The sequence below is a fragment of the Stagnihabitans lacustris genome, from assembly GCF_025950525.1.
Lineage (GTDB): Bacteria > Pseudomonadota > Alphaproteobacteria > Rhodobacterales > Rhodobacteraceae > Stagnihabitans.
Genome location: NZ_JAPDGS010000004.1, coordinates 129,946 through 151,787, shown reverse-complemented (window position 1 = coordinate 151,787; position 21,842 = coordinate 129,946). Strand labels below are relative to the sequence as shown.

General features: G+C 63.7%; 19 protein-coding genes and 1 tRNA gene. 6 read left to right on the top strand and 14 right to left on the bottom strand.

The features are described from left to right. Window positions 1–2: 2 nt before the first annotated feature. Window positions 3–377 (bottom strand): NADH:ubiquinone oxidoreductase subunit NDUFA12, encoded by a 375-nt coding sequence (locus NX862_RS11715; protein ID WP_264494312.1) that lies wholly within the window; start codon window positions 375–377, stop codon window positions 3–5. Window positions 378–671: 294 nt separating this feature from the next. On the opposite strand from NX862_RS11715, the gene NX862_RS11710 reads away from it, so the two are divergent. Together NX862_RS11710 and NX862_RS11705 are read left to right on the top strand one after the other, a co-directional pair. After that, a tRNA-Gly gene (locus NX862_RS11710) sits at window positions 672–745 on the top strand. Window positions 746–914: 169 nt separating this feature from the next. Then, complete coding sequence (locus NX862_RS11705) at window positions 915–1,259, top strand: RidA family protein (protein WP_264494092.1); 345 nt, start codon at window positions 915–917, stop codon at window positions 1,257–1,259. Window positions 1,260–1,564: 305 nt separating this feature from the next. Here NX862_RS11705 and pgi read toward each other — a convergent pair whose 3' ends face one another. From pgi to NX862_RS11685, 4 genes are all read right to left on the bottom strand, one after another. Then, window positions 1,565–3,178 (bottom strand): glucose-6-phosphate isomerase, encoded by a 1,614-nt coding sequence (pgi, locus tag NX862_RS11700; protein ID WP_264494091.1) that lies wholly within the window; start codon window positions 3,176–3,178, stop codon window positions 1,565–1,567. A 1-nt stretch (window position 3,179) separates the two neighbouring features. Then, on the bottom strand, window positions 3,180–3,848 hold the full coding sequence (gene pgl, locus NX862_RS11695) for a 6-phosphogluconolactonase (protein WP_264494090.1): 669 nt from the start codon (window positions 3,846–3,848) through the stop codon (window positions 3,180–3,182). Further along, the gene (gene zwf / locus NX862_RS11690) at window positions 3,845–5,296 is read right to left on the bottom strand and encodes a glucose-6-phosphate dehydrogenase (protein ID WP_264494089.1); all 1,452 of its coding nucleotides are present in this window, start codon (window positions 5,294–5,296) and stop codon (window positions 3,845–3,847) included. The genes pgl and zwf overlap by 4 nt, the downstream gene beginning before the upstream one ends. 211 nt (window positions 5,297–5,507) lie before the next feature. After that, window positions 5,508–6,092 carry an HNH endonuclease gene (locus NX862_RS11685; RefSeq protein ID WP_264494088.1) on the bottom strand — a complete coding sequence of 195 codons (585 nt, stop codon included), beginning with the start codon at window positions 6,090–6,092 and terminating at the stop codon, window positions 5,508–5,510. Between the two features lie 255 nt (window positions 6,093–6,347). On the opposite strand from NX862_RS11685, the gene NX862_RS11680 reads away from it, so the two are divergent. After that, window positions 6,348–6,791 carry a lytic transglycosylase domain-containing protein gene (locus NX862_RS11680; RefSeq protein ID WP_413694560.1) on the top strand — a complete coding sequence of 148 codons (444 nt, stop codon included), beginning with the start codon at window positions 6,348–6,350 and terminating at the stop codon, window positions 6,789–6,791. 22 nt (window positions 6,792–6,813) lie between these two features. Here NX862_RS11680 and NX862_RS11675 read toward each other — a convergent pair whose 3' ends face one another. The 7 genes from NX862_RS11675 to NX862_RS11645 all read right to left on the bottom strand — a co-directional run bounded on the left by NX862_RS11675 (window position 6,814) and on the right by NX862_RS11645 (window position 18,448). Then, window positions 6,814–8,442 carry an alpha-D-glucose phosphate-specific phosphoglucomutase gene (locus tag NX862_RS11675; protein WP_264494087.1) on the bottom strand — a complete coding sequence of 543 codons (1,629 nt, stop codon included), beginning with the start codon at window positions 8,440–8,442 and terminating at the stop codon, window positions 6,814–6,816. Window positions 8,443–8,457: 15 nt separating this feature from the next. Next, window positions 8,458–10,551: a glycogen debranching protein GlgX gene (gene glgX, locus NX862_RS11670; RefSeq protein ID WP_264494086.1), complete on the bottom strand. Its 2,094-nt coding sequence runs from the start codon at window positions 10,549–10,551 to the stop codon at window positions 8,458–8,460. Then, on the bottom strand, window positions 10,548–11,981 hold the full coding sequence (glgA, locus tag NX862_RS11665; RefSeq protein ID WP_264494085.1) for a glycogen synthase GlgA: 1,434 nt from the start codon (window positions 11,979–11,981) through the stop codon (window positions 10,548–10,550). Before glgA ends, glgX begins: the two co-directional genes overlap by 4 nt. Before the next feature lie 75 nt (window positions 11,982–12,056). Beyond that, complete coding sequence (gene glgC / locus NX862_RS11660; protein ID WP_264494084.1) at window positions 12,057–13,328, bottom strand: glucose-1-phosphate adenylyltransferase; 1,272 nt, start codon at window positions 13,326–13,328, stop codon at window positions 12,057–12,059. A gap of 53 nt (window positions 13,329–13,381) precedes the next feature. Further along, a complete protein-coding gene (gene glgB, locus NX862_RS11655; protein WP_264494083.1) occupies window positions 13,382–15,550 on the bottom strand; it encodes a 1,4-alpha-glucan branching protein GlgB in 2,169 nt (722 codons plus the stop codon). 30 nt (window positions 15,551–15,580) lie between these two features. Next, a complete protein-coding gene (locus NX862_RS11650; RefSeq protein WP_264494082.1) occupies window positions 15,581–17,989 on the bottom strand; it encodes a glycogen/starch/alpha-glucan phosphorylase in 2,409 nt (802 codons plus the stop codon). Between the two features lie 96 nt (window positions 17,990–18,085). After that, complete coding sequence (locus tag NX862_RS11645) at window positions 18,086–18,448, bottom strand: hypothetical protein (protein WP_264494081.1); 363 nt, start codon at window positions 18,446–18,448, stop codon at window positions 18,086–18,088. 201 nt (window positions 18,449–18,649) lie between these two features. Here NX862_RS11645 and NX862_RS11640 point away from each other — a divergent pair, with 201 nt between their 5' ends. Continuing rightward, entirely contained in the window at window positions 18,650–19,003 is a 354-nt protein-coding gene (locus NX862_RS11640; RefSeq protein WP_264494080.1) for a TfoX/Sxy family protein, read from the top strand. Window positions 19,004–19,341: 338 nt separating this feature from the next. Here NX862_RS11640 and ndk read toward each other — a convergent pair whose 3' ends face one another. Beyond that, window positions 19,342–19,764 (bottom strand): nucleoside-diphosphate kinase, encoded by a 423-nt coding sequence (gene ndk, locus NX862_RS11635; RefSeq protein WP_264494079.1) that lies wholly within the window; start codon window positions 19,762–19,764, stop codon window positions 19,342–19,344. A gap of 138 nt (window positions 19,765–19,902) precedes the next feature. Here ndk and NX862_RS11630 point away from each other — a divergent pair, with 138 nt between their 5' ends. Then, entirely contained in the window at window positions 19,903–20,361 is a 459-nt protein-coding gene (locus NX862_RS11630; protein ID WP_264494078.1) for a YbaK/EbsC family protein, read from the top strand. Between the two features lies 1 nt (window position 20,362). Continuing rightward, window positions 20,363–21,205: a 16S rRNA (adenine(1518)-N(6)/adenine(1519)-N(6))-dimethyltransferase RsmA gene (gene rsmA / locus NX862_RS11625; protein WP_264494077.1), complete on the top strand. Its 843-nt coding sequence runs from the start codon at window positions 20,363–20,365 to the stop codon at window positions 21,203–21,205. Between the two features lie 314 nt (window positions 21,206–21,519). Here rsmA and NX862_RS19455 read toward each other — a convergent pair whose 3' ends face one another. Next, window positions 21,520–21,816 carry a hypothetical protein gene (locus tag NX862_RS19455; RefSeq protein ID WP_413694559.1) on the bottom strand — a complete coding sequence of 99 codons (297 nt, stop codon included), beginning with the start codon at window positions 21,814–21,816 and terminating at the stop codon, window positions 21,520–21,522. Between the last annotated feature and the right edge of the window lie 26 nt (window positions 21,817–21,842).

Sequence of the window (21,842 nt, the reverse complement as noted above, 5' to 3'; positions counted from 1 at the left end):
GGTTACTCCGGCGACCAGGCGTCGTAATCGGCGCGGCCCTGGGCCTGGCCCTTGCGGATCGACCCGGGCGGCGCATAGGCGGCGGCGGTGCCGGTCAGGTTTTCCTGATGCGGCGCCTCCCAGGACTTGTGCTTCAAGGGCGCTGTGGTCGGCGGCTCGTCCCAGGTGTGGTGCAGCCAGCCATGCCAATCGGGCGAGACCCGAGAGGCCTCCATCTCGCCATTATAGATCACCCAGCGCTTTTTCGCGTCGCGGGTCTGGTAATAGATATTGCCCTCGCCATCCTCGCCGACTTTCACGCCGTTGCGGGCGGTGAAAACTTGCGTGTTGAGGGTCTGGCCGTTCCACCAGGTAAGCAGGCGCTTGATGACGTTCATGGAGCTCTCGGCAGTCATGGGGGCAATCTGGGTCAGGTATGCCGCAAAGGGCGGTCAAGGTCCAGAGCCTGAGGGGAAAAGCCTTGCAATTCGGTGAAGGGGCGCCGGCGATTTCGGGGCTAACATGGCTTGGGCGGCAGGCCTGCCAAGCGGGGGACGCCGAGGCGTGATGGGGGCGCAGGTTGCGGCGATGCGCAAAGGGCGCAAAGAGGGCCCTGGGGATAGCCTCAGGGTGGGCTTTGGCCGGAATGGCCCCTTGACGCCCCCCATGCCAGATTGTAATCAGCCCCCCATGCGGGTGTAGCTCAATGGTAGAGCAGCAGCTTCCCAAGCTGAATACGAGGGTTCGATTCCCTTCACCCGCTCCAATCCCCTTTCGATTTCCCGGCCTTGCAAGGCTTGGCCTGATGGCGATGTCATGTCGCGCGCGTCTTTTGGGCTCTGTAGCTTCCCCTCTGGGGCAAATCCGCACCGCCCCCTTCCTTTGCGCCTTGGGTTGCGATAACCAGCCAGCATCCAAAACGGGAGTTTTCCAAGATGAGCGATATCAAGCGGATCGGCGTTGGCGCGCGGATGAGCGAGGCCGTGGCCTATAATGGCGTGGTGTGGCTGGCGGGCCAGGTCGGCGAGGGCGCCAATGTCGCCGAGCAGACCCGCGATTGCCTGGCCCAGGTCGACCGCATCCTGGCCGAGGCCGGGACCGACAAGACCCGCATCCTGTCGACCCAGATCTGGCTGGCCGATATCGGCACCTTTGCCGAAATGAACGCGGTCTGGGACACTTGGGTTCCCGCAGGCCATACCCCGGCCCGCGCCACCGGCGAGGCCAAGTTGGCCGCTCCGAAATACCTGGTCGAAATCATCGTGACCGCGGCGCTTTGAAGCCCTGATCGGAGGGCGGCCGCCTGCCCCCCGGGGGATATTTGATCCACGTCGAAAGCAAAGGCGCCCAGGGGAAACCCACGGGCGCCTTTGGCATTTCGGACGCCAAGCGGGGGTTTTCCACCCCCGCACCCCCGGAGAGTATTTCTGTCAGTATGAAAGGACGGATGCGGCTTTCATACTGACCCAAATATTCCCGCCGGAGGCAAATCCCCGGGTCGATTGCTCTGCAGACGCAGAGGCGAGATGCCCCCCCCCGAGATGAACCCCCGAAGCGCCGCCTGCTGTCAATCAGCTTCGGGCGATCAGCTGCGGGCCCAGGCGACCAGGGCGGCGGTCGATCCGTCCTTGCCTTCCGTCCCTGCCCGGCCTTCCAACATGGGTTGCAGCGCCAGCGCCAGTTCCTTGCCGAGTTCAACCCCCCATTGGTCATAGGAATTGATCCCCAGGATCACGCCTTCGACAAAGACCCGGTGTTCGTAAAGCGCGATGATCTGGCCAAGGGCAAAGGGCGTCAATTGCTCATAGGCCAGCGTCGTCGAGGGCCGGTTGCCGGGGAATACCCGGTGGCGGGCCTGGCGGTCCAGCTCATCCCCGGTCAGACCCTTGGCGGCCATGATCGCGGTGGCTTCGTCCAGCGAACGGCCACGCAGCAGCGCTTCGGATTGCGCCAGGCAGTTCGACACCAGCAACAGATGCTGATGGCGCAGGTCGGCTTCATGGCCCTTTTTGGCCACCAGGAATTCGCAGGGCACGACCCGCGTGCCCTGATGGATCAGCTGGTAAAAGGCGTGCTGGCCATTGGTCCCCGGCTCTCCCCAGACCACGGGACCCGAGGCATAGGGCAAATCCACCCCATCCATGCTGACGCGCTTGCCGTTGCTCTCCATCTCCAGCTGTTGCAGATAGGCCGGAAGCCGCGACAGGCGCTGGTCATAGGGCAGCACGGCGCGGGTGGCATGGCCGCAGACCTGATTGTGCCACAGCCCGACCAAAGCCAGAAGCACAGGCATGTTGCGTGCCAGCGGAGCGCTGCGGAAATGGTCGTCCATGGCGCGCCCGCCCCAGAGGAATTCCTCGAAGGCCTCGGGGCCGACGGCCAGCGCGATGCCGAGCCCGATCGGGCCCCACATCGAATAGCGCCCGCCCACCCAATCCTCAAAGCCAAAGACGCGCGCCGGGTCGATGCCATAGGCGGTGGTCTTGTCCAGGGCGGTGGACACCGCGCAGAACTGCCGCGCGGGCTCGGAGACCTTTTGCCGCATCCAGCGCTTGGCGGTGTCGGCATTGGTCATCGTCTCGATCGTGGTGAAGGTCTTGGAGGCCACGATGACCAGGGTGGTTTCCGGGTTCAGGTCGCGCAGAGTGTCGGCGATATGGGCGCCATCCACGTTCGACACGTAATGCAGCCGCGGGCCCTTGGCGAAGGGCGAAAGCGCGATGGTGGCCATGGCCGGGCCAAGGTCGCTGCCGCCGATGCCGATATTGACCACATCGGTAATCTTGCCGCCCTGCCCTGCAAAGCTGCCGTCGCGGACGGCGCGGACGAAGTCGAACATCCGGGCGCGAACAGTGCGAACCTCGGGCATGACGTCGCGGCCATCGACCGTGACCACGGCGCTGTCGCCGGCCCGCAGCGCCGTGTGCAAGACGGCGCGGCCCTCGGTCTCGTTGATCTTTTCCCCGGCGAACATCGCCTCGCGCTTGGCCTGCAGATCGGCGCCCTCGGCCAATTCCAGAAGCAGGCCCAGACCCGTTTCGTCGATATTGGTCTTGGAATAGTCGAACAGCATGCCGTCGACCGTCACCGTGAAGTTTTGTGCCCGGCCAGTCTTGCCATTGGGCGCGCCGAACAGTCCAAGGATCTTGCGGTCGGCGACCTTGGCGTGGTGGTCAAGCAAAGCCTGAAACTTGGTCATGTCATGCGGCCCAATGAACGGTTGCAAGGGGGAGGACGGCGGCCACGGGGGCCAGGTCTGGCGACAGGGTCAGGGCGCGGGCGTAAGCCGCGCGCTTGTCGTCGCCGGTGATCAGGATGTGGATATGGCGCGCCTGTTTCAGAACCGGCGCGGTCAAGGTGATGCGGGGCTCGCCCGCGGCCTCGGCCCGAAGTGCCATCAGCACCGGGGCATTGCTGGCCAGGGCCTGCGCCAGTTTGTCGGCACCGGGAAACAGGCTCGCCGTATGCATATCGGCGCCCATGCCCAACAGCAGGCTGGTGATCGGCAGATGGGGAATGATCCCCTCGGCCAGCTTGTCAAGGCTTTCCTCGGGCGTCGCGGTCGGCGCATAAAGCGGCACAAGGCGGGCTTTGGCGGCAAAGCCCACCAGAAGCCGTTCCTTCAGCAGACGCGTGTTCGACCGGGGGCTGTCCTCGCCCACCCAACGCTCGTCGTTCAGCATCACGGCGACGCGGGGCCAATCCAGGTCCTCTTTGCTTAGCGCGTCAAAGATCGGGCCGGGGGTCGTGCCACCCGGAACCGACAGCGTGGCCGCGCCAGTGACCAGCGCGGCGCGCAGCTCGCCCGCGATGGTCTGCGCAAGGCCCGCCATCAGAGCCTCGCGCGAGGGATATTCGATCAGGCTCATTTGATTTCCCGCCAGCGGCGACCGTCGCGGTGCATCAGCATCAGGGCATCTTCGGGGCCGCTGCTGCCGGGGTCGTAACCCTGTGGCTTGTCGCCCCGCGATTCCCAACCGCCGATGATCGGATCGGTCCAGGCCCAAGCCGCCTCGACCTCGTCGCCGCGCATGAACAGCGTCTGGTTCCCGCGGATCACATCCATGATCAGGCGTTCGTAGGCATCCGGCACATCATCGGCCTCGGCGCCCAAAGCATCGGCGAATGTCATGTCCAAGGGCACCTGCATCAGGCGCATGCCGCCCGGCCCCGGTTCCTTGATCATCACCATCAGGTTCATCCCCTCATTCGGCTGCAACCGGATGACCAGGACGTTTTCCTTCCAACCCTTGGCATCGTCAAAGATCGAATGGGGCGGCTCTTTGAAATGGATGGCGATTTCGGAGCTGCGGGCGCGCAGGCGCTTGCCGGTGCGCAGATAAAACGGTGTGCCCTTCCAGCGCCAGTTCGCGATTTCCACCTTCATCGCGATGTAGGATTCGGTCTTGGAATTCGCATCCTCGCAATGTTCCAGATAGCCACCCTCGCCATTGCCGGCCAGATACTGACCGCGGACGATGTTTTGCGGCGGAACGGGTTGCAAGGCGCGGATGACCTTGACCTTTTCGTCGCGCACCGCGTCGGGGTCAAAGTGATAGGGCGGCTCCATCGCGATCAGGCACAACAGCTGCATCAGGTGGTTTTGCACCATGTCCCGCATGGCGCCCGACTTATCGTAATAGGCACCGCGCCCGTCCACGCTGACGGTTTCGGCCACCGTGATCTGGACATGGTCGATATACTGCGCCTTCCAGATCGGCTCGAACAGGATATTGGCGAAACGCACCGCCATCAGGTTCTGCACCGTCTCTTTGCCAAGATAGTGGTCGATGCGGTAGATCTGGGCTTCGGTGAAATACTTGGCCAGAACCTCGTTCAGGGCGCGGGCCGAGGCGAGGTCGCGGCCAAAGGGCTTTTCCACCACGATGCGCGACCAGGCGTCGGTGATGCCATGGCCGTGCAGACGCTCGGCCAGGTCAGGAAAGATCGTGGGCGCGACCGAGAAGTAAAAGGCGCGCACGACATTGGGGCGCAGGGTGGCTTTCAACGCCTCCCAACCCGCCTCTTCCTTGGCATCAACCGCGATATAGGACAGGTGATCGAGGAAAGCCGCGATCTGGGCCGGGTCCTGACGATCCTTGGCCACGAACTCCTCAAGCGAGGATTTGATCAGGGCGCGAAAGGCCTCATCCGTGTTCTGGCCGCGGGCCGCACCGATGATCCGGCTTTCGCCATTCATCTGACCTGCCAGAAAGCGGCGATAAAGACCCGGAAAGATCTTGCGGCGGGCAAGGTCGCCCGTGCCCCCAAAGATCACCAGATCGAACGTATCCACTGGAATGACGCGGGAGACCATCAGAACCTCGCTTGCCTGCTGCGTTTTGTCGCCGTTAGCGCTAACGGAGCGGTTTTAACCCCGAATGTGCGCGGAGTCTAGCAAGACCCGCATCCGGTGGAAAGCCAGCCCTATGGCAAAAGGGTTAACCCTCGGCAAAGAACCCCGAAGCCGCCCCGATCAAACGGGGGGGCATGGACCTGAACCGGCTTTGGCCAAGGACGTTGCGCGGTCAGGCGTCCAGTTCGGTGTCCCAATACAGGTAATCCATCCAGCTTTGATGCAGATGGCCGGGGGGGAAGCGGCGGCCATGGGCCTGCATCTCTTCGGGGCTGGGGGCGCGGGCGGGCTTGCGCAGGTGCAGGCCCGAATGTTTCAGCGATTTGTTGGCCTTGTGCAGGTTGCAAGGGCTGCAGGCCGCCACGACATTCTCCCAGCTTGTGATGCCGCCCTTGGATCGCGGAATGACATGGTCAAAGGTCAACTCCCCGCGTGAGCCGCAATACTGGCAGCAGAATTCGTCGCGCAAAAACAGGTTGAACCGCGTGAAGGCCACGCGCTTTTGCGGTTGGACGAATTCCTTCAGCACCACAACCGAGGGAAGGCGGAACTCTGTCCTTTGGCTGCGCACCGTCGTGTCATATTCGGCCAGGATCGTCACACGGTCCAGAACCGCCGCCTTGATCGCCTCTTGCCAGGGCCAAAGCGAAAGCGGGTAATAGGACAAGGGCCTGAAATCCGCATTCAACACCAGCGCCGGGCAGTGTTTCAACGTCGCAGGATCACGCACGAAATGGGTTCGAAAATCACCGTCCACGCCCAAGACCTTTCTGCCGGTCTGCGCATCTGGCACAAAATGCGCCGTTCTGCGCATGGAATCACTATATCTGGCGTTTCCTTGCAGGCAAGCCCCCGCATCTGTGCCGCCCTCTTTTTGGCGCTTTTGCATGACGCGGGAATGACAGGCGGGCCGCTCCTTGCGACATCTTGCCGGAAAAACCACCGCTCTGCGCCCCGGACTTGGCAGGATGGTCTGCAAAAGGCTATCAGGCGCGCAACAAAGGGGAAAACCATGCTTGACCGCCGCCTGATGATGATCGGCCTTGTGGCTTTGGCCGCTTGTGGCCGCAAGCGCGAGGAGACGCCGCAATTCGCCGGGCGCACGCCCCAGATGGACCGCCTTGTGGCAAAATATGCGCGGCTTTACGACATGCCCGAAAGCCTGATCCACCGCGTGATCCAGCGCGAAAGCGGCTATAACCCGGGCGCGCGCAACGGGACCTATTACGGGCTGATGCAGATCGACCCGCGCACCGCCCGCACCATGGGCTTTCGCGGCGAGGCCTCTGACCTGCTGGATGCCGAAGCCAACCTGAAATATGCCGGCAAATATCTGCGCGGCGCCTGGCTTGTGTCGCGCCGCAACCAGGACCGCGCCGTCAGCTGGTATTCCCGCGGCTATTACTACGAGGCCAAGCGGATGGGATTGCTGGAAGAGACGGGCTTGCGGGGCTAAGCGGGGGGCCAGCCCCCCGATCTCAGGTCACAACATCGGGTGCGGCCTTGCCGGTAAAGCGAGTGATCCCCGCAAGGTCATGGGCTGCGGCGATCACCGGGGCCAGGGCCTCTTGCGCATCGCGGTCCAGACCCTCGGGGCCGGCGACATAGCGTTCCAGATAGACCCGCAGGGTCGCGCCCTCGGTTCCCGTGCCCGACAGGCGATAGACGATCCGGCTGCCATCGGTGAAATTCACCCGGATGCCCTGTTTGGCGCTGACCGAGCCGTCGACCGGATCGGTATAGGCGAAGTCGTCGGCGCTGGCGATCTCCATCCCCTGCAGTTTGCGCCCGGGCAAATCCCCAAGGCCGGCACGCAGCGCCGTGACCATGGCATCGGCCTTGTCGGTGGCAATCGCCTCGAAATCGTGGCGCGAATAGTAGTTGCGCCCGAACTTGGCCCAATGCGCGGCCAGGATATCGGCCACGCTGTCGCCGCGCACGGCCAGGATATTCAGCCACAACAGGATGGCCCAAAGCCCGTCCTTTTCGCGGACATGGTCGGACCCGGTGCCAAAGCTCTCCTCACCACAGATCGTGGCCTTTCCAGCATCCAGCAGGTTGCCAAAGAACTTCCAGCCGGTCGGCGTCTCATAGGCCGCAATCCCCAGCGCCGCGGCCACCCGGTCGGCGGCGGCAGAGGTCGGCATCGACCGCGCGATCCCCTTCAGGCCGCCGCGATAGCCCTTGGCCAGATGCGCATTGGCCGCCAGCACCGCCAGGCTGTCGGACGGAGACACATAGATCCCGCGCCCCACCACCATGTTGCGGTCGCCGTCGCCGTCGCTCGCCGCGCCGAAATCGGGGGCATCCGTCCCCATCATCTCGGCCATCAGCTCATGCGCCCAGGTCGGGTTCGGGTCGGGATGCATCCCGCCGAAATCGGGCAAGGGCGTTGCATGGGTCACGGTCCCGGGCTTGGCACCCAAACGACGCTCCAGGATATCGACCGCGTAAGGTCCGGTCACGGCGCACATGGAATCCATCCGCATCCGAAAGCCCGCGGCAAACATCGCGGTGATCTTGTCGAAGTCGAAGAGGCTTTCCATCAGGTCGGCGTAATCGGCCACCGGGTCGACGACATCGACCACCATAGCGCCCAGCATGACGCGCCCCACGGTGCCAAGGTCGACATCCTGCGCCTGAAGGATATGGTATTCCGTGATCTCGGTCGTGCGCTGATACATCGCCTCGGTCACGGATTCGGGCGCGGGGCCGCCGTTGGGCATGTTGAACTTGACGCCGAAATCCTCGTTCGGGCCGCCGGGGTTGTGCGAGGCCGACATGATGATCCCGCCATCGGTCTGGTTCAGCCGGATCAGATGGCTGGCGGCCGGCGTGGACAGAACCGCGCCCTGCCCCACGATGACCCGCGCCGCGCCATTGGCCGCCGCCATCCGCAAGATCACCTGCGCCGCGCGGTCGTTGAAATAGCGCCCATCGCCGCCGAGGACGAAGGTTTTCCCTTTGGTCCCCACGACATCAAAGATCGCCTGAACGAAATTCTCCAGGTAATGCGGCCCCATGAAAACCGGGGTCTTTTTGCGCAAACCGCTGGTGCCGGGCTTTTGCCCCGCAATGGGTTGGGTCTGGATGGTCAGGGCGGTCATGGGTTCCTCCGGGTATCAGGCGGTAAAGACGAGAACGGCATTGGCGGGCACGGTCTGGCCTGCTCCTGCAGGAGCGGGGGGCAGATCGGGGCGGGTCGTGTCCAGGATCAACTGCCAGCCGGCCTCGGTCTCGGGCAGCGTCAGGGCCTGTTCGGGGCCGGTGTTGAAAACGGCAAAGATCACGTCGTCATCCTCGGGACCCTGAGCCGCCATGCGCAACTCGACGCACAAACAGCGGAAGGCGGGGTCGTGCCACTCATAGGCCTCGGGCGGGTTGCCATCGGCGCGGCGCCAAAGGACATCGGGGATGGCCTGGCCATGACGCTTGCGGCCATGCAGGAAATGCCTTTGCCGCAGCACCGGATGGCCCGCACGGATCGCGGCCAAACGTGCGACAAAGGCCGCAAGTTCGCCATCCGCCCGCGCCCAGTCGATCCAGGTCGTCTCGTTGTCCTGAGCATAGGCGTTGTTGTTGCCGCCCTGGGAATGGCCAAGCTCGTCCCCCGCAAGGATCATCGGCGTCCCCTGCGCCAGCATCAGCGTGGCCAGGATGTTGCGCTTGCGCAACCGGCGGGCGGCCAGGATGCGGGCGTCGTCGCTTGCGCCCTCGTGGCCAAGGTTGTCCGAGTGGTTTTCCGAATGGCCGTCGCGGTTGTCCTCGCCATTGGCCAGGTTGCGCTTTACGGTGTAAGACACCAGGTCTTCCAGCGTAAACCCATCATGAGCGGTGACAAAGTTCAGGCTGGCGGTGGCGGGGCGTCCGTGGTGGTCGAAGTTTTCGGCCGACCCCAGCAGGCGGCGCCCCAGTTCCGCCGTCATCCCCGCATCGCCGCGCCAATAGCGCCGCACGCCGTCGCGGAACTTGTCATTCCATTCCGAAAACGGATGGGGAAAGGCCCCCATCTGATAGCCGCCCGGGCCGATGTCCCAGGGCTCGGCGATCAGCTTTACACGGGCCAGAACCGGGTCCTGACGCAGGGCGTCGAAAAACCCCGCACCGGGGTCAAAGCCATGGACCTCGCGCCCCATCGAGCTTGCAAGGTCAAAGCGAAAGCCATCCACCCCGAAATGCGTCACCCAATGGCGCAGCGAATCCATCACCATCCGCAGCACCATGGGATGTGTCAGGTTCAGGCTGTTGCCGGTGCCAGAGTCGTTCATGTAATGCCGCCCGCCGCCCGCCAGCCGGTAGTAGCTGGCATTGTCCAGACCGCGGAAGGACAGCGTCGGCCCCAGCTCGTCGCCCTCTCCGGTGTGGTTATAGACCACGTCGAGGATCACTTCGATCCCGGCCTGATGCAGGCGCCAGACCATTTCGCGGAACTCTCCACGGCCGGGGCGGGCGCTATAGCGGGGTTCGGGCAGGAAAAAGCCCATCGTGTTGTAACCCCAGTAATTCGTCAGCCCCTTGGCCACCAAGAACCGGTCGTCAAAGAAACCCTGCACCGGCAAAAGTTCCACCGCCGTCACGCCCAGCTTGACCAGGTGGTCGATCACCGCCGGATGCGACAGCCCGGCATACCGGCCCCGCAACTGCGAGGGGATGACCGGGTGGCGCATGGTCAGGCCCTTGACATGGGCCTCATAGATCAGGCTGTCGGCCATCGGGCGCGCGGGGCCGGGCGGCAGGGGCGGCAAGGCGCGTTCATCGACCACCATCGACTTTGGCACGGCAAAGGCACTGTCGCGGGTGTCAAAGGACAGATCGCCCCGCGCCGAGCCGATTTTATAGCCCATCAGCGCGTCGGACCATTTCAGCCGCCCATCCCAGGCCTTGGCATAGGGGTCCAAAAGCAGCTTGTGCGGGTTGAAGCGGTGGCCCGCCTCGGGCTCATAGGGGCCATGGGCGCGAAAGCCGTAAAGCTGGCCGTGCTTCATCCCCTCGACCCGGATATGCCAGATGTCCCCGTCGCGTTCCGTCATCAGGATGCGGGCGGTCTCGCGGCGGCCATCCTCGGTGAACAGGCACAGTTCGATGAAATGGGCATGGGCCGAGAAGACGGCAAAGTTCACCCCGCCCTCGTCCGGTGTGGCGCCCAAGGGAAAGGGCCGCCCCGATCCAAGCGACATGCCCGGCGGAACCCCAGGCAGGTTGCTGCGCGGCGTCATGCCAGCAACCCGTCGTAAAGGCTGGCATATTCGGCCGCCGAGGCCGCCCAGGAGACATCCTGCTTCATCGCGTTCTTCTGCACGCGGGCCCAGGATTTCGGATCGGCATAAAGCGCCACCAACTGCCGCAACCCTTGAGCAAAAGCCGTGGCATCGGTCGGGTGAAAGGTGATCCCGGTGGCCACGCCCGCCGACAAGGCGGCCGGATTGGCATGGATCACCGTATCGGCCAGCCCCCCCACCGCAGCCACGACGGGCAGGCAGCCATAGCGCAGCCCATACATCTGCGTCAGCCCGCAAGGTTCAAACCTGGAGGGCACAAGGACCGCATCGCCGCCCGCAAACATCCGATGCGACAGCGCCTCGTCATAGCCGATGCGCAAGCCCACCCGGCCCGGAAACCGCTCGGCCAGGCCCCGCATGGCGCCCTCCAGCCCCTGATCGCCCGAGCCCAGAACCACCAGCCCGCCCCCTGCCGCGATGAAATCGGGCAGAACGGCGGGGATCAGGTCGATGCCCTTTTGATCGGTCAGACGGCTGACCAGGATCGCCAGAGGCCCCGGCACGTCAAGGCCGAACTCCGCACACAGCGCCGCCCTGGCCACAGCCTTGCCGCCCGGCTCCTTGGCACTGAAAGGGGTCGCCTCGGCGCTGGGGTCCCAGACCGCGGTATCGACGCCGTTCAGGATGCCCGACACCACCGCGGCCCGCGCCGTGATGACGCCTTGCAGCCCCATGCCGAACTCGGGGCGCGACAGCTCCGCCGCATAGGTCGGCGACACGGTGGTGATCCGGTCCGCCGTCACAAGCCCCGCCTTCAAGGTCGAAAGCCCGCCGTAATACTCCAAAGCGCCGGGGTGGAATTGATCGGGCGGCAAGCGCATTTCCCGCAACAACCCGGCCTGCGCCCAGCCCTGAAACGCGATGTTGTGGATGGTCAGCACCGATCCCACCCCACCAGAGCCGTGATAGGCCAGATAGGCCGGCGCCAAGGCCGCCTGCCAGTCATGGGCATGGACCACGTCCGGTTTCCAGCCGTCGCCCAGCCCCTCACGCGCGATCCGCGCCGCGATCCAGGACAGGGCGGCGAACCTTTGCGGATTGTCCCACCAATCGCCCCCGGGGCCAGAGTAAATCCCGCCCTCGCGGTCATAAAGATGGGCTGCATCCAACAGCAGCACCGGCACGCCGCCGACCTCTCCGGCCAGAACCCGTCCCCGCCCGCCGAAAAGCCCCTCCTCGGCAAAGACCTCGGGCCAATCCGCCGCCCGCGCCAGCAGCGCGCGATAGCCCGGCACCAGCACCCGCATCTCCCAACCCAAAGGCGCCAGCGCCGCGGGCAAAGCCCCCACGACATCCGCCAAGCCCCCGGTCTTGACCAAAGGCACACATTCCGAGGCCACAGAAAGAACCCGACCCTTCAGTTTCATCCACGCGCCCTCGTTTTCATCTTTTCATAAATATCCTCAGGGGGTCCGGGGGGGCGAGCCCCCCCGGCGCCGACCTTAGCCCAGTTTCGCCGCCCGCATGTCCAGCATCGGCTGAGTGATCAGCACAATCCCCGACTCGGTGCGGCGGAACCACTTGGCGTCGTCCTCGGGGTCCTCGCCCACGACAAGCCCATCGGGGATATTCACCCCGCGGTCGATGACGCAGTTCTTCAAGATCGCATTGCGCGCGACCGTCACGTAAGGCAGGGCCACAACATATTCCATGCTGGAATAGCTGTGCGTCCGCACCCCGGTGAACAGCAGCGAATTGCGCACCTCAGAGCCCGAAACGATGCAATCGCCCGACACCAGCGAGGAGATCGCCATGCCGCGCCGACCGTCCTCGTCGTGGATGAACTTGGCGGGCGGCACGATCTCGGCATAGGTCCAGATCGGCCAGGAGCTGTCATAGATATCCAGCTTGGGCACGAAATCGGTCAGGTCAATGTTCGCCTGCCAAAAGGCGTCGATCGTGCCGACATCGCGCCAATAGGGCTCGGTCTCCAGGCCCGAAGTCACACAGCTGTCGGAGAACTTGTGCGCCATGGCCTTGCCGCCCTTGACGATGGCCGGGATCAGGTCAAAGCCGAAGTCATGGGTGGAGTTGGGGTTGTTCATGTCCTCGATCAAAAGCGCCCGCAGGAACTTCCAGTCGAAAACATAGATCCCCATGGACGCCAGCGCATGGGTCGGATCGCCGGGCATGCCGGGCGGGTCCTTGGGCTTTTCCAGGAACTGGGTGATGCGCAGGCTGGCATCCACCGCCATGACGCCAAAGGCGCTTGCCTCTTCGCGCGGCACGGTCAGGCAACCGATGGTCACATCGGCCTTCGAGGTCACATGCTGTTGCAACATGATCTCGTAGTCCATCTTGTAAATATGGTCGCCGGCCAGGACCACGACATAGTTGATCCCATAGGAATCAATGATATCAATGTTCTGCGCAATCGCATCGGCCGTGCCGCGATACCAATTGGTCTCGTCCATGCGCTGAGACGCGGGCAGGATATCCAGGTATTCGTTGCGTTCGGCGCGCAGAAATCCCCAGCCGCGCTGCATGTGGCGGATCAGGCTATGGGCCTTGTATTGCGTCGCAATCGCCATTTTCCGGATGCCCGAGTTCAGCGCATTGGACAGCGCAAAGTCGATGATCCGCGTCTTGCCGCCGAAATAGACCGCCGGCTTGGCGCGGAAATCGGTCAGTTCCTTCAGGCGGCTTCCCCTCCCGCCGGCCAGAACGAAAGCCATGGCCTGCGAAGACAGCCTCGCATTGGGTTTCGGTTGCATCTTATCCTCCCTCTCGCGGTTTTGCCGCTGTTATGCCTGCGGCTGTGCCGCAGTTAAGCCAATCGAAAATACAAGGTGGCCAAAGGCGGCAAGGTCAGCATTGCCGATTGCGGTTGCCCATTCCAGCCCTGATCTTCCACGACCAACCCTCCCAGATTGCCGCGGTTGCCGCCGCCATAGACCTCGGCGTCGGTGTTCAAGATCTCTTCCCACAGCCGCCCCCCCGGCAGGCCGATCCGCATCCGCCGTTCGACCGGCGTCATGTTGGACACCACCAGAACCGTCGGATGCCCCTTGGCCTTGCGCAACCAGCTGAAGGTCGAGCCCTCGGCATCGCCGCCATCCACCCATTCAAAGCCCTCGGGCCGCGTGTCATTGACATGCAGCGCGGGGTTGTCGCGGTAGACGCGGTTCAGGTCGCGCACCAGGGATTGCACGCCCCTGTGTTCGGGCAAATCCAACTGGTGCCAGTCCAAGGACTGGTTGTGGTTCCACTCTTTGCCTTGGGCGAACTCTTGCCCCATGAACAGCAGCTTTTTCCCCGGATGCCCCCACATAAAACCGTAATAGGCGCGCAGGTTGGCGAATTTCTCCCATCCGTTGCCCGGCATCTTGCCCAGCATGGAGCCTTTGCCATGGACGACCTCGTCATGAGAGATCGGCAGGATGTAGTTTTCCGACCAGGCATAGACCATGCCAAAGGTCATCTGGTTGTGGTGGTATTTCCGGTAAAGAGGGTCCTTTTCCATATAGGACAGGGTGTCGTTCATCCAGCCCATGTTCCACTTGAACCCAAAGCCCAGGCCGCCCTGATCCACGGGGCGCGAGACGCCCGGGAAAGCGGTCGATTCCTCGGCCACCATCATGATGCCCGGCACCTCGCCATAAGCGACTGTATTGGCGCGGCGCATCATGGCGATGGCCTCGTAATTCTCGCGGCCGCCGTCCTTGTTGGGCACCCATTCGCCGTCCTTGCGGGAATAGTCGCGATACAGCATCGAGGCGACCGCATCGACGCGCAGCCCGTCGATGTGGAATTCCTCTAGCCAGAACAGGGCGTTGGAGACGAGGTAGTTTTCAACCTCGGTCCGGCCATAGTTGTAGATGAAGGTGTTCCAGTCCTGATGGAAGCCCTCTTTCGGATCGGCGTGTTCGTAAAGCGACGACCCGTCGAACCGGCCAAGCCCATGGGCATCGGTCGGGAAATGCCCCGGCACCCAATCCAGCAAGATGCCGATGCCCTTGCCATGCGCCGCATCGACCAAAGCACGGAATTCCTGCGGCGTGCCATGGCGCACCGTCGGCGCGAAAAGCCCCACCGGCTGATAGCCCCATGACCCGTCAAAGGGATATTCCGACACCGGCAGCATCTCGATATGGGTGAAGCCCATGTCAGCGACGTAATCCACCAACTGCTCGGCCATCTCCAGGTAAGACAGCATCCGGTTGCCCGGCGCACGCCTCCAGGACCCCAGGTGGACTTCGTAAACCGAGATCGGCTGATCGACGAAGGGCACCTCGGCGCGTGACGCCATCCACGCCGCATCCTGCCAGTCGCGGGGGCTGATATCGCGGACAACAGAAGCATTGGCGGGGGGATGTTCGCTGCCAAAGCCCACCGGATCGGCCTTCAGCGGCAAAAGCGCGCCGTCATGGGTGCGAAGTTCGTATTTATAGGACACGCCGTCTTGCAGGCCGGGGATGAAGATCTCCCAGATGCCGGTCGGACCGCGACGCCGCATCGGATGGCGCCGCCCGTCCCAGATGTTGAAATCGCCCACCACGGACACGCGCTGCGCATTGGGCGCCCAGACCGCGAAATGGACGCCCGCCACGCCCTCATGGGTGATCAGATGCGCGCCCAGAACCTGCCAAAGCCGCTGGTGCGTGCCCTCGCCCAACAGGTATTCATCCATCTCGCCCAGCACGGGGCCAAAGCGATAGGCGTCGTCGAACTCCCATTCGGCATGGTCATTGCCCGCTCGCAGCCGATAATCCACCCGCTTGGGCAGGCTGCCCACGAAAAGGCCGGGCAGGACCTGTTCCATCTCGACGGGTTTGGCCCCCTTGCCCTTGGGCAACAGAGCCAACCGCGTGGCACCGGGGACAAAGACCGTCACCCGCCACGCGTTGCCCGCCAGATGAGGCCCCAACACGGCGAAAGGATCGCCATGTCGCCCCTCGACGACCGCTGCCGCGGCCCCCATGTCGATTGCAGTCATGCTCCCCTCCCCCTTCAGCCCCCGGCGCCGTTACAGCGCCGAAGGAATATCCCAGATGTCTTTCATATAGGCCCGGATCGTGCGATCCGACGAAAAGAAGCCCGACCGCGCCGTGTTCAAGGCCGCCATCCGCGCCCAACGGTCGGGATCGGCAAAGACGCGGTCAACCTCTTGTTGCGCAAGGTCATAGGCGTCGAAATCCGCCGCCACGAGGAAGTAATCGTGGTGCCAGACGCGGTGCACCAGCCCATGATAGCGGTCGGTTTGGCCGGCCGAGAATTTGCCCTCGGCGATCTGCTGCAAGACCAGTTGCAGCGCCGGGCTGGCGTCGATGGCTTTGCGCGAATGGTCGGGGTCCTCACGGCGCTTCCAGGCCTCTTCGGTGGTCATGCCGAACAGGAAGAAGTTCTCCGCCCCCACTTCCTGCAGGATTTCCACATTGGCCCCGTCCAGCGTGCCGATGGTCGGCGCGCCGTTCATCATGAACTTCATGTTGCCGGTGCCCGAGGCCTCTTTGCCCGCGGTCGAGATCTGTTCGGACAGGTCGGCGGCAGGCACCAGATGTTCGGCCATCGAGACGTTGTAATTCGCCGGATAGACGATTTTCAGCAGGTCGCCCGTCACCGGATCGGCATTGATCACGCTGGCCACATCGTTGATCAGATGGATGATTTCCTTGGCCACCGCATAACCCGGCGCGGATTTGCCGCCAAAGATCTTGACCCGCGGCACATGGTTGCCACCGGGGTTCGCCTTCAACCGGTTCCAATGCGCGATGGTCTGCAGGATGTTCAACAGCTGGCGCTTATACTCATGGATGCGCTTGATCTGCACATCGAACAGCGCATCGGGCGAGACGGTGATCCCGCATTGCGCCTTGATCCAGGCCGCCGTGGCCACCTTGTTTTCCCGCTTGGCCGCCATGAATTCCTTGCGGAATTCCGGGGTTTCAATCGCGGGCTCCAGCTCTTTCAGCCGGTCAAGGTTGTCTTCCCAACCCTCGCCAATCGTGCGCGTGATCAGACCGGCAAGCGGCTGGTTGCACATCTTCAGCCAGCGGCGCGGTGTCACGCCATTGGTCATGTTGATGATGCGGTCAGGATGCAGCGCGTTCAACTCGGGGAACAAGGACCGCTTGACCAGGTCAGAGTGCAAGGCCGAAACCCCGTTGACCTTGTGGGCCATGACAAAGGCCAGCTCCCCCATCCGCACCTCGTGGTGCTTGACGATGCCGACGTAATGCGGCCGGGCGTGGTTCTCGTCCTTGTGCCAGGCGTCGATGCGTTCGACGATCTGCATGTGGCGCGGCAGGGTCGTGCCGAAGGTAAAGGTCGCCCACCGCTCCAGCGCCTCGGGCAGCAGCGTATGGTTGGTATAGCCCAGGCACTTTTGCGCGATATGCACGGCCTCGGTGAAGTCCAGCCGGTGGTCGTCGACCAAAAGCCGCACCAGTTCCGGGCCCGCGATGGCCGGATGGGTGTCGTTCATCTGGATCGCCACATGCTTGTGCAACTGGCGCAGGTCGGCATGATTGGCGGTGAACCGCCGCAGGATGTCTTGCAGCGCGGCCGAGGTCATGAAGAACTCTTGCTTCAGCCGCAGTTCCTTGCCCTGATAGGTCGTGTCATCGGGATACAGCACGCGCGACAGCGTGCGGGCCAAAGCCTCGGGCTCGGCCGCGGCCGCATAGTCGCCGCGGTTGAACCGCTCCAGATCGAACAGAGCCGTGGGCTTGGCCGACCAAAGCCGCAGCGTATTGGCCCATTTGCCCTGCCAGCCCACGACCGGGGCGTCATAGGCCTGCGCCTGAACCGTCTCGCCCGGAACCCAGACCTCGCGGCCGTCCTGCAATTCGACATGGCCCTTGAAGCCGATCACATAGGCGCTTTCGGGACGCTCGAACTCCCAGGGGTAGCGGTGGGTCAGCCAGTCTTCGGGGACCTCGGCCTGTTGGCCGCCGACAAAGCGCTGGCGGAACAGGCCATGTTCATAGCGGATGCCATAGCCATAGGCCGGGCAACCGACCGTCGCCATGCTTTCCATGAAACAGGCGGCCAGACGGCCAAGCCCGCCATTCCCCAGCGCCGCATCGGGCTCGTCCTCGACGATGGCGCGGAAGTCCTGACCCAGGTTCGCCATGACCTCGATCGCGGTGTCGCGCAGGCCAAGGTTGACGGTCGCATCTTCCAAAAGGCGGCCGATCAGAAATTCCATCGACAGGTAATAGACGCGCTTGCGGTCCTCGCCGTAAACCCGGCGGGTCGAGGCAAACCACGGCGCCACGATCCGGTCGCGGATCGCATAGGACAGGGCCATGCGCCAATCGAACAGCGAGGCATTGGGCTGATCCTTGCCAAGCGTCGAGGTCAGGTGGCGCAGCACATCGGCTTGCAGGTCTTTGGCCGTCAAGCTGGGAGTCGAGAGGATCTGTTGGTTCACGCTGGTGTCCGCCGTTTTTGTTCTTGCTGCCATGAGCCTAATCCCTGCCTTGGTCCCGTCAAGGCAAGGGTCAGACACCCTGCCTGATTCCCCGCCTCAAACCGCGTCACTGTTAGCGCAAACATTTCTCATTTTCAGCCCGACTCCTAGCAGTTTTTTCACGATTGTGACGAAATCAAAACGCTTTGGATTCGGCCCTCGTCCTTCCCCTGTCGCAAGGACCAGAATGGCGGTCGCCGCCTCATCTGACAAGCGCTTTGCAAAATCCGCCCAAAGCTTGGGCGTTTTGTGCACGACAAGGTGAAGGTGGCGCACCCGGGGCAGATTGCATTTGACCATCAGGGCGCGTATCAGGCGCCCATCCGCCACGTCTTTGCCGCAATCTGATGCGATATCTGACCGGGTGGAAATGACAGGCAGAATGCCGCAAACATCAGGAGCAGAGATGTCCTTGGCCAAAGATACCGCCCCGCAACAGCAGCAGGGCCAGCAACCCACCACCCCGCAACAGACCGGTGGCCAGGCGCCGAAACCGATCTTCCGCGATTGGGCCGCGCTGTAACACAGCCCGTCCAAAACGCGGCCCGGCTTTGAGGCCGAACCGGCTTCCCGTGCCCTGCGCCAGCGGCTAGACTGGCCGAAAGGCTTGGGATGCGATGCATGGCGGCGATTTCGACAATCAAGAACCTGGGTCCGGCCTCCGAGGCAAGCTTTGCCAAGGCCGGCCTGACCACGGCCGAAGAGCTGCGCACGCTGGGCGCGCATGAGGCCTATCGCCGGCTGTTGCTCTCGGGCCAACCGCCGCATTTCATCGGCTATTACGTGCTGGTGATGGCGCTGCAAGGCCGTCCCTGGAACGATTGCAAGGGCGCCGAAAAAGCGCAACTGCGCGCGGATTTCGACGCGCTGAAGGCCGAGGTCGAAACGGCTGCCTTTGCGGCACCCCCCAAGGCTGGCACCCTGCCCCGCCCGCTGGATCAGGCCCTGCGCCAGATCGGCGTGATCCCGGCCTAAGCTTAACCACCGCCTGTGTCGCCCTACCGGATGCCAAGCCTGCAATCGGCGGGACATGGCCGCCACGAGGCTTTCACGTCTCTCACCGATATGGGATCAGCTTTGTAGGGCGCGCGCCCTCACCGCACTGGCCTGAAGGCCCCGCCGACGCGGATGGACCTGCCCCCCATTTCATCTTTTCATAAATATCCCGGGGGTTTGGGGGCTGGCCCCCAATCGACGCTGGCCACCAAGAGATCTGGCCCCCAAGCGATCTGGCCCTCAAGAGATCGGGGCCACAAACCAAAGCAAAAGGGCCGCACCCTGCGGCGCGGCCCTTTCCAAGACGTTGAAACCGATCAGCCGACCAGTTCAAGGCCCGAGAAGAAGAAAGAGATCTCGCGCGCGGCAGCGGCCGGGCTGTCCGACCCATGGACCGAGTTTTCGCCCTTGGACAAAGCGAAGTCCTTGCGGATCGTGCCTTCGGCGGCGGCGGCCGGATCGGTCGCGCCCATCACTTCGCGGTTCTTGGCAATGGCATTCTCGCCTTCCAGAACCTGAACCACGACCGGCTCCGAAGCCATATAGGCCACCAGCTCGCCAAAAAAGCCGCGCTCTTTATGCTCGCCGTAGAACTCGCCAGCGACGGCGGCCGACAGGTGGATGCGCTTGGAGGCGACAACGCGCAGGCCGGCATCCTCGAACTTGGCAACGATCTTGCCGGTCAGGTTGCGCTTGGTGGCATCAGGCTTGATGATGGACAGGGTGCGTTCGATCGCCATGGGAAACTCCGGATATGGGGCGCCGCGATTGGCGCCGAATTGCCCCGGGCCTCTATCACGGCCTGCGCGCGTTGAAAAGGCCCCGGGCACTTGCGGGGCGGGTCAAGCGGTGCCAGAAGCGAAGCCAAGGAGCCCTTGATGTCCAAAAGCCTGACCCGTGTGACCGAGGCCCTGAAAGGGGTCGATGTCACGATCCTGCAAACGCCGGCCTCGACCCGCACGGCCCCTGAGGCGGCAGCCATGGCGGGCTGCGCGGTCGATCAGATCGTGAAGTCGATCCTGTTTCAGGGCGAGCGGTCCTTGTGCCTGTTTCTGACCGCAGGCGGCAACCAGGTTGACCCATCGCGCGCCTCGGCACTTGCGGGACAGGCCCTGACCCGGGCCGATGCGGCGACGGTGCGGGCGGTGACGGGCTTTGCCATCGGCGGGGTGTCACCTGTGGGCCATCTGACGGCCTCGCCCCTTTGGATGGACCCGCGGCTGATGGACTTCGACCAGGTTTGGGCCGCGGCGGGCACGCCCAACCATATCTTCTGCGTGGCGCCTTCGGTGCTTTTGACTTTGACCGGCGCGACTCTCGCCCCCTTTACGGTGTGACATGACCTCTCCTGATGGCCTGCCCTCGCTGCGCGACGTGATCCGCGCCCATGATCTTGCCGCCAAGAAAGAGTTGGGGCAGAACTTCCTTTTGGACCTGAACCTGACGTCGAAAATCGCGCGTCTGGCCGGGGATTTGGCGAATTCCGATATCCTGGAGGTCGGCCCCGGCCCCGGTGGCCTGACCCGCGGATTGCTGATGGAGGGTGCGCGGCGCGTGGTGGCCGTGGAAAAAGACCGCCGCTGCATCGCGGCACTGGAGGAGGTCGGCGCCCATTACCCCGGCCGCCTGACCGTGATCGAAGGCGACGCGCTGCAACTGGACCCGTTGCAGCATCTGACCCCGCCGATCCGCATTGCCGCCAATCTGCCCTATAACGTCGGCACCGAGCTTCTGACCCGCTGGCTGACGCCGGCGGTTTGGCCACCCTTCTGGACCTCGATGACGTTGATGTTCCAAAAGGAAGTCGCTTTGCGCATCACGGCCAAGGTCGGCGATGACCATTACGGGCGTCTTGCGATCCTGTGCCAATGGCGGACCGACCCCAAGATCGTGATGCATCTGCCGCCCGAGGCCTTTACCCCGGCCCCCAAGGTCCATTCCGCGGTGGTCCATCTGAAGGCCCTGCCCGAGCCGCGTTTTCCCGCCGATGCCGCTGTCTTGAACCGCGTCGTGGCCCAGGCCTTTGGCCAAAGGCGCAAGATGCTGCGGTCGTCGCTGAAACCCTTGGGCGATGTCGAGGCGCTGTTGGAAAGCGTCGGGATCAAGCCGACCTCGCGGGCCGAAGAAATCCCGCTGGAGCAGTTCTGCGCGCTGGCCCGGGCCTTTGCCGCGCGTGGCTAGCCCTGATCCAAAGGCGCGGCTGCGCCGCAAGCCTATGTGTCGACTGCGGGCTGACGCCCTTCGTCTCCGGGAGCCTCTGGCGGGGATATTTGGGCCATTGTGAAAGACGCGAAGACCAAGGCCTTTATTTCGGCTTCCGGGCCTTGGCCGAATCTCAGAGAGTATTTGTGTCAGTATGAAAGGGGGGCGCGAACCGACTGGCCCCGCCCCTCTTTCATACTGGCTTACATATCCCCTGCGGAGCACCTGAGCCTCTCGCGCGCTTGGCGCGAGAGGTGAGGCAAAGGCTTGCGCCGCAGGCGCTCCGCTGGGATTCAGTCAGCGGTGTCTTCGGATTTGGGTTCCGCCTTGGGCTCCGATGCGGCCTCGGCGGGCTTTTTCGGGGCGCGCGGCTTGGCCGGAGTGGCGCGGGGCTTTTTCGCCGGGGCCTGGTCTTCGGGGAACAGCGCGGTTTGCGCTTCGGGCGCAGCATTTGCCTTGGCCTCGGAGGTTTGAACCCCCGTTTGGGCCCCCGTTTGGTCTGCCGCCTGAACTGCGGGGTCGCGGCGGGGCTTTTCAGGGCGCGGGGTCTCTTTGCGGGGCGCCTCGGCCTTGACGGCTTCGGGCGTCATCGCTTCGTCGCGCTTGGGCTCATCGC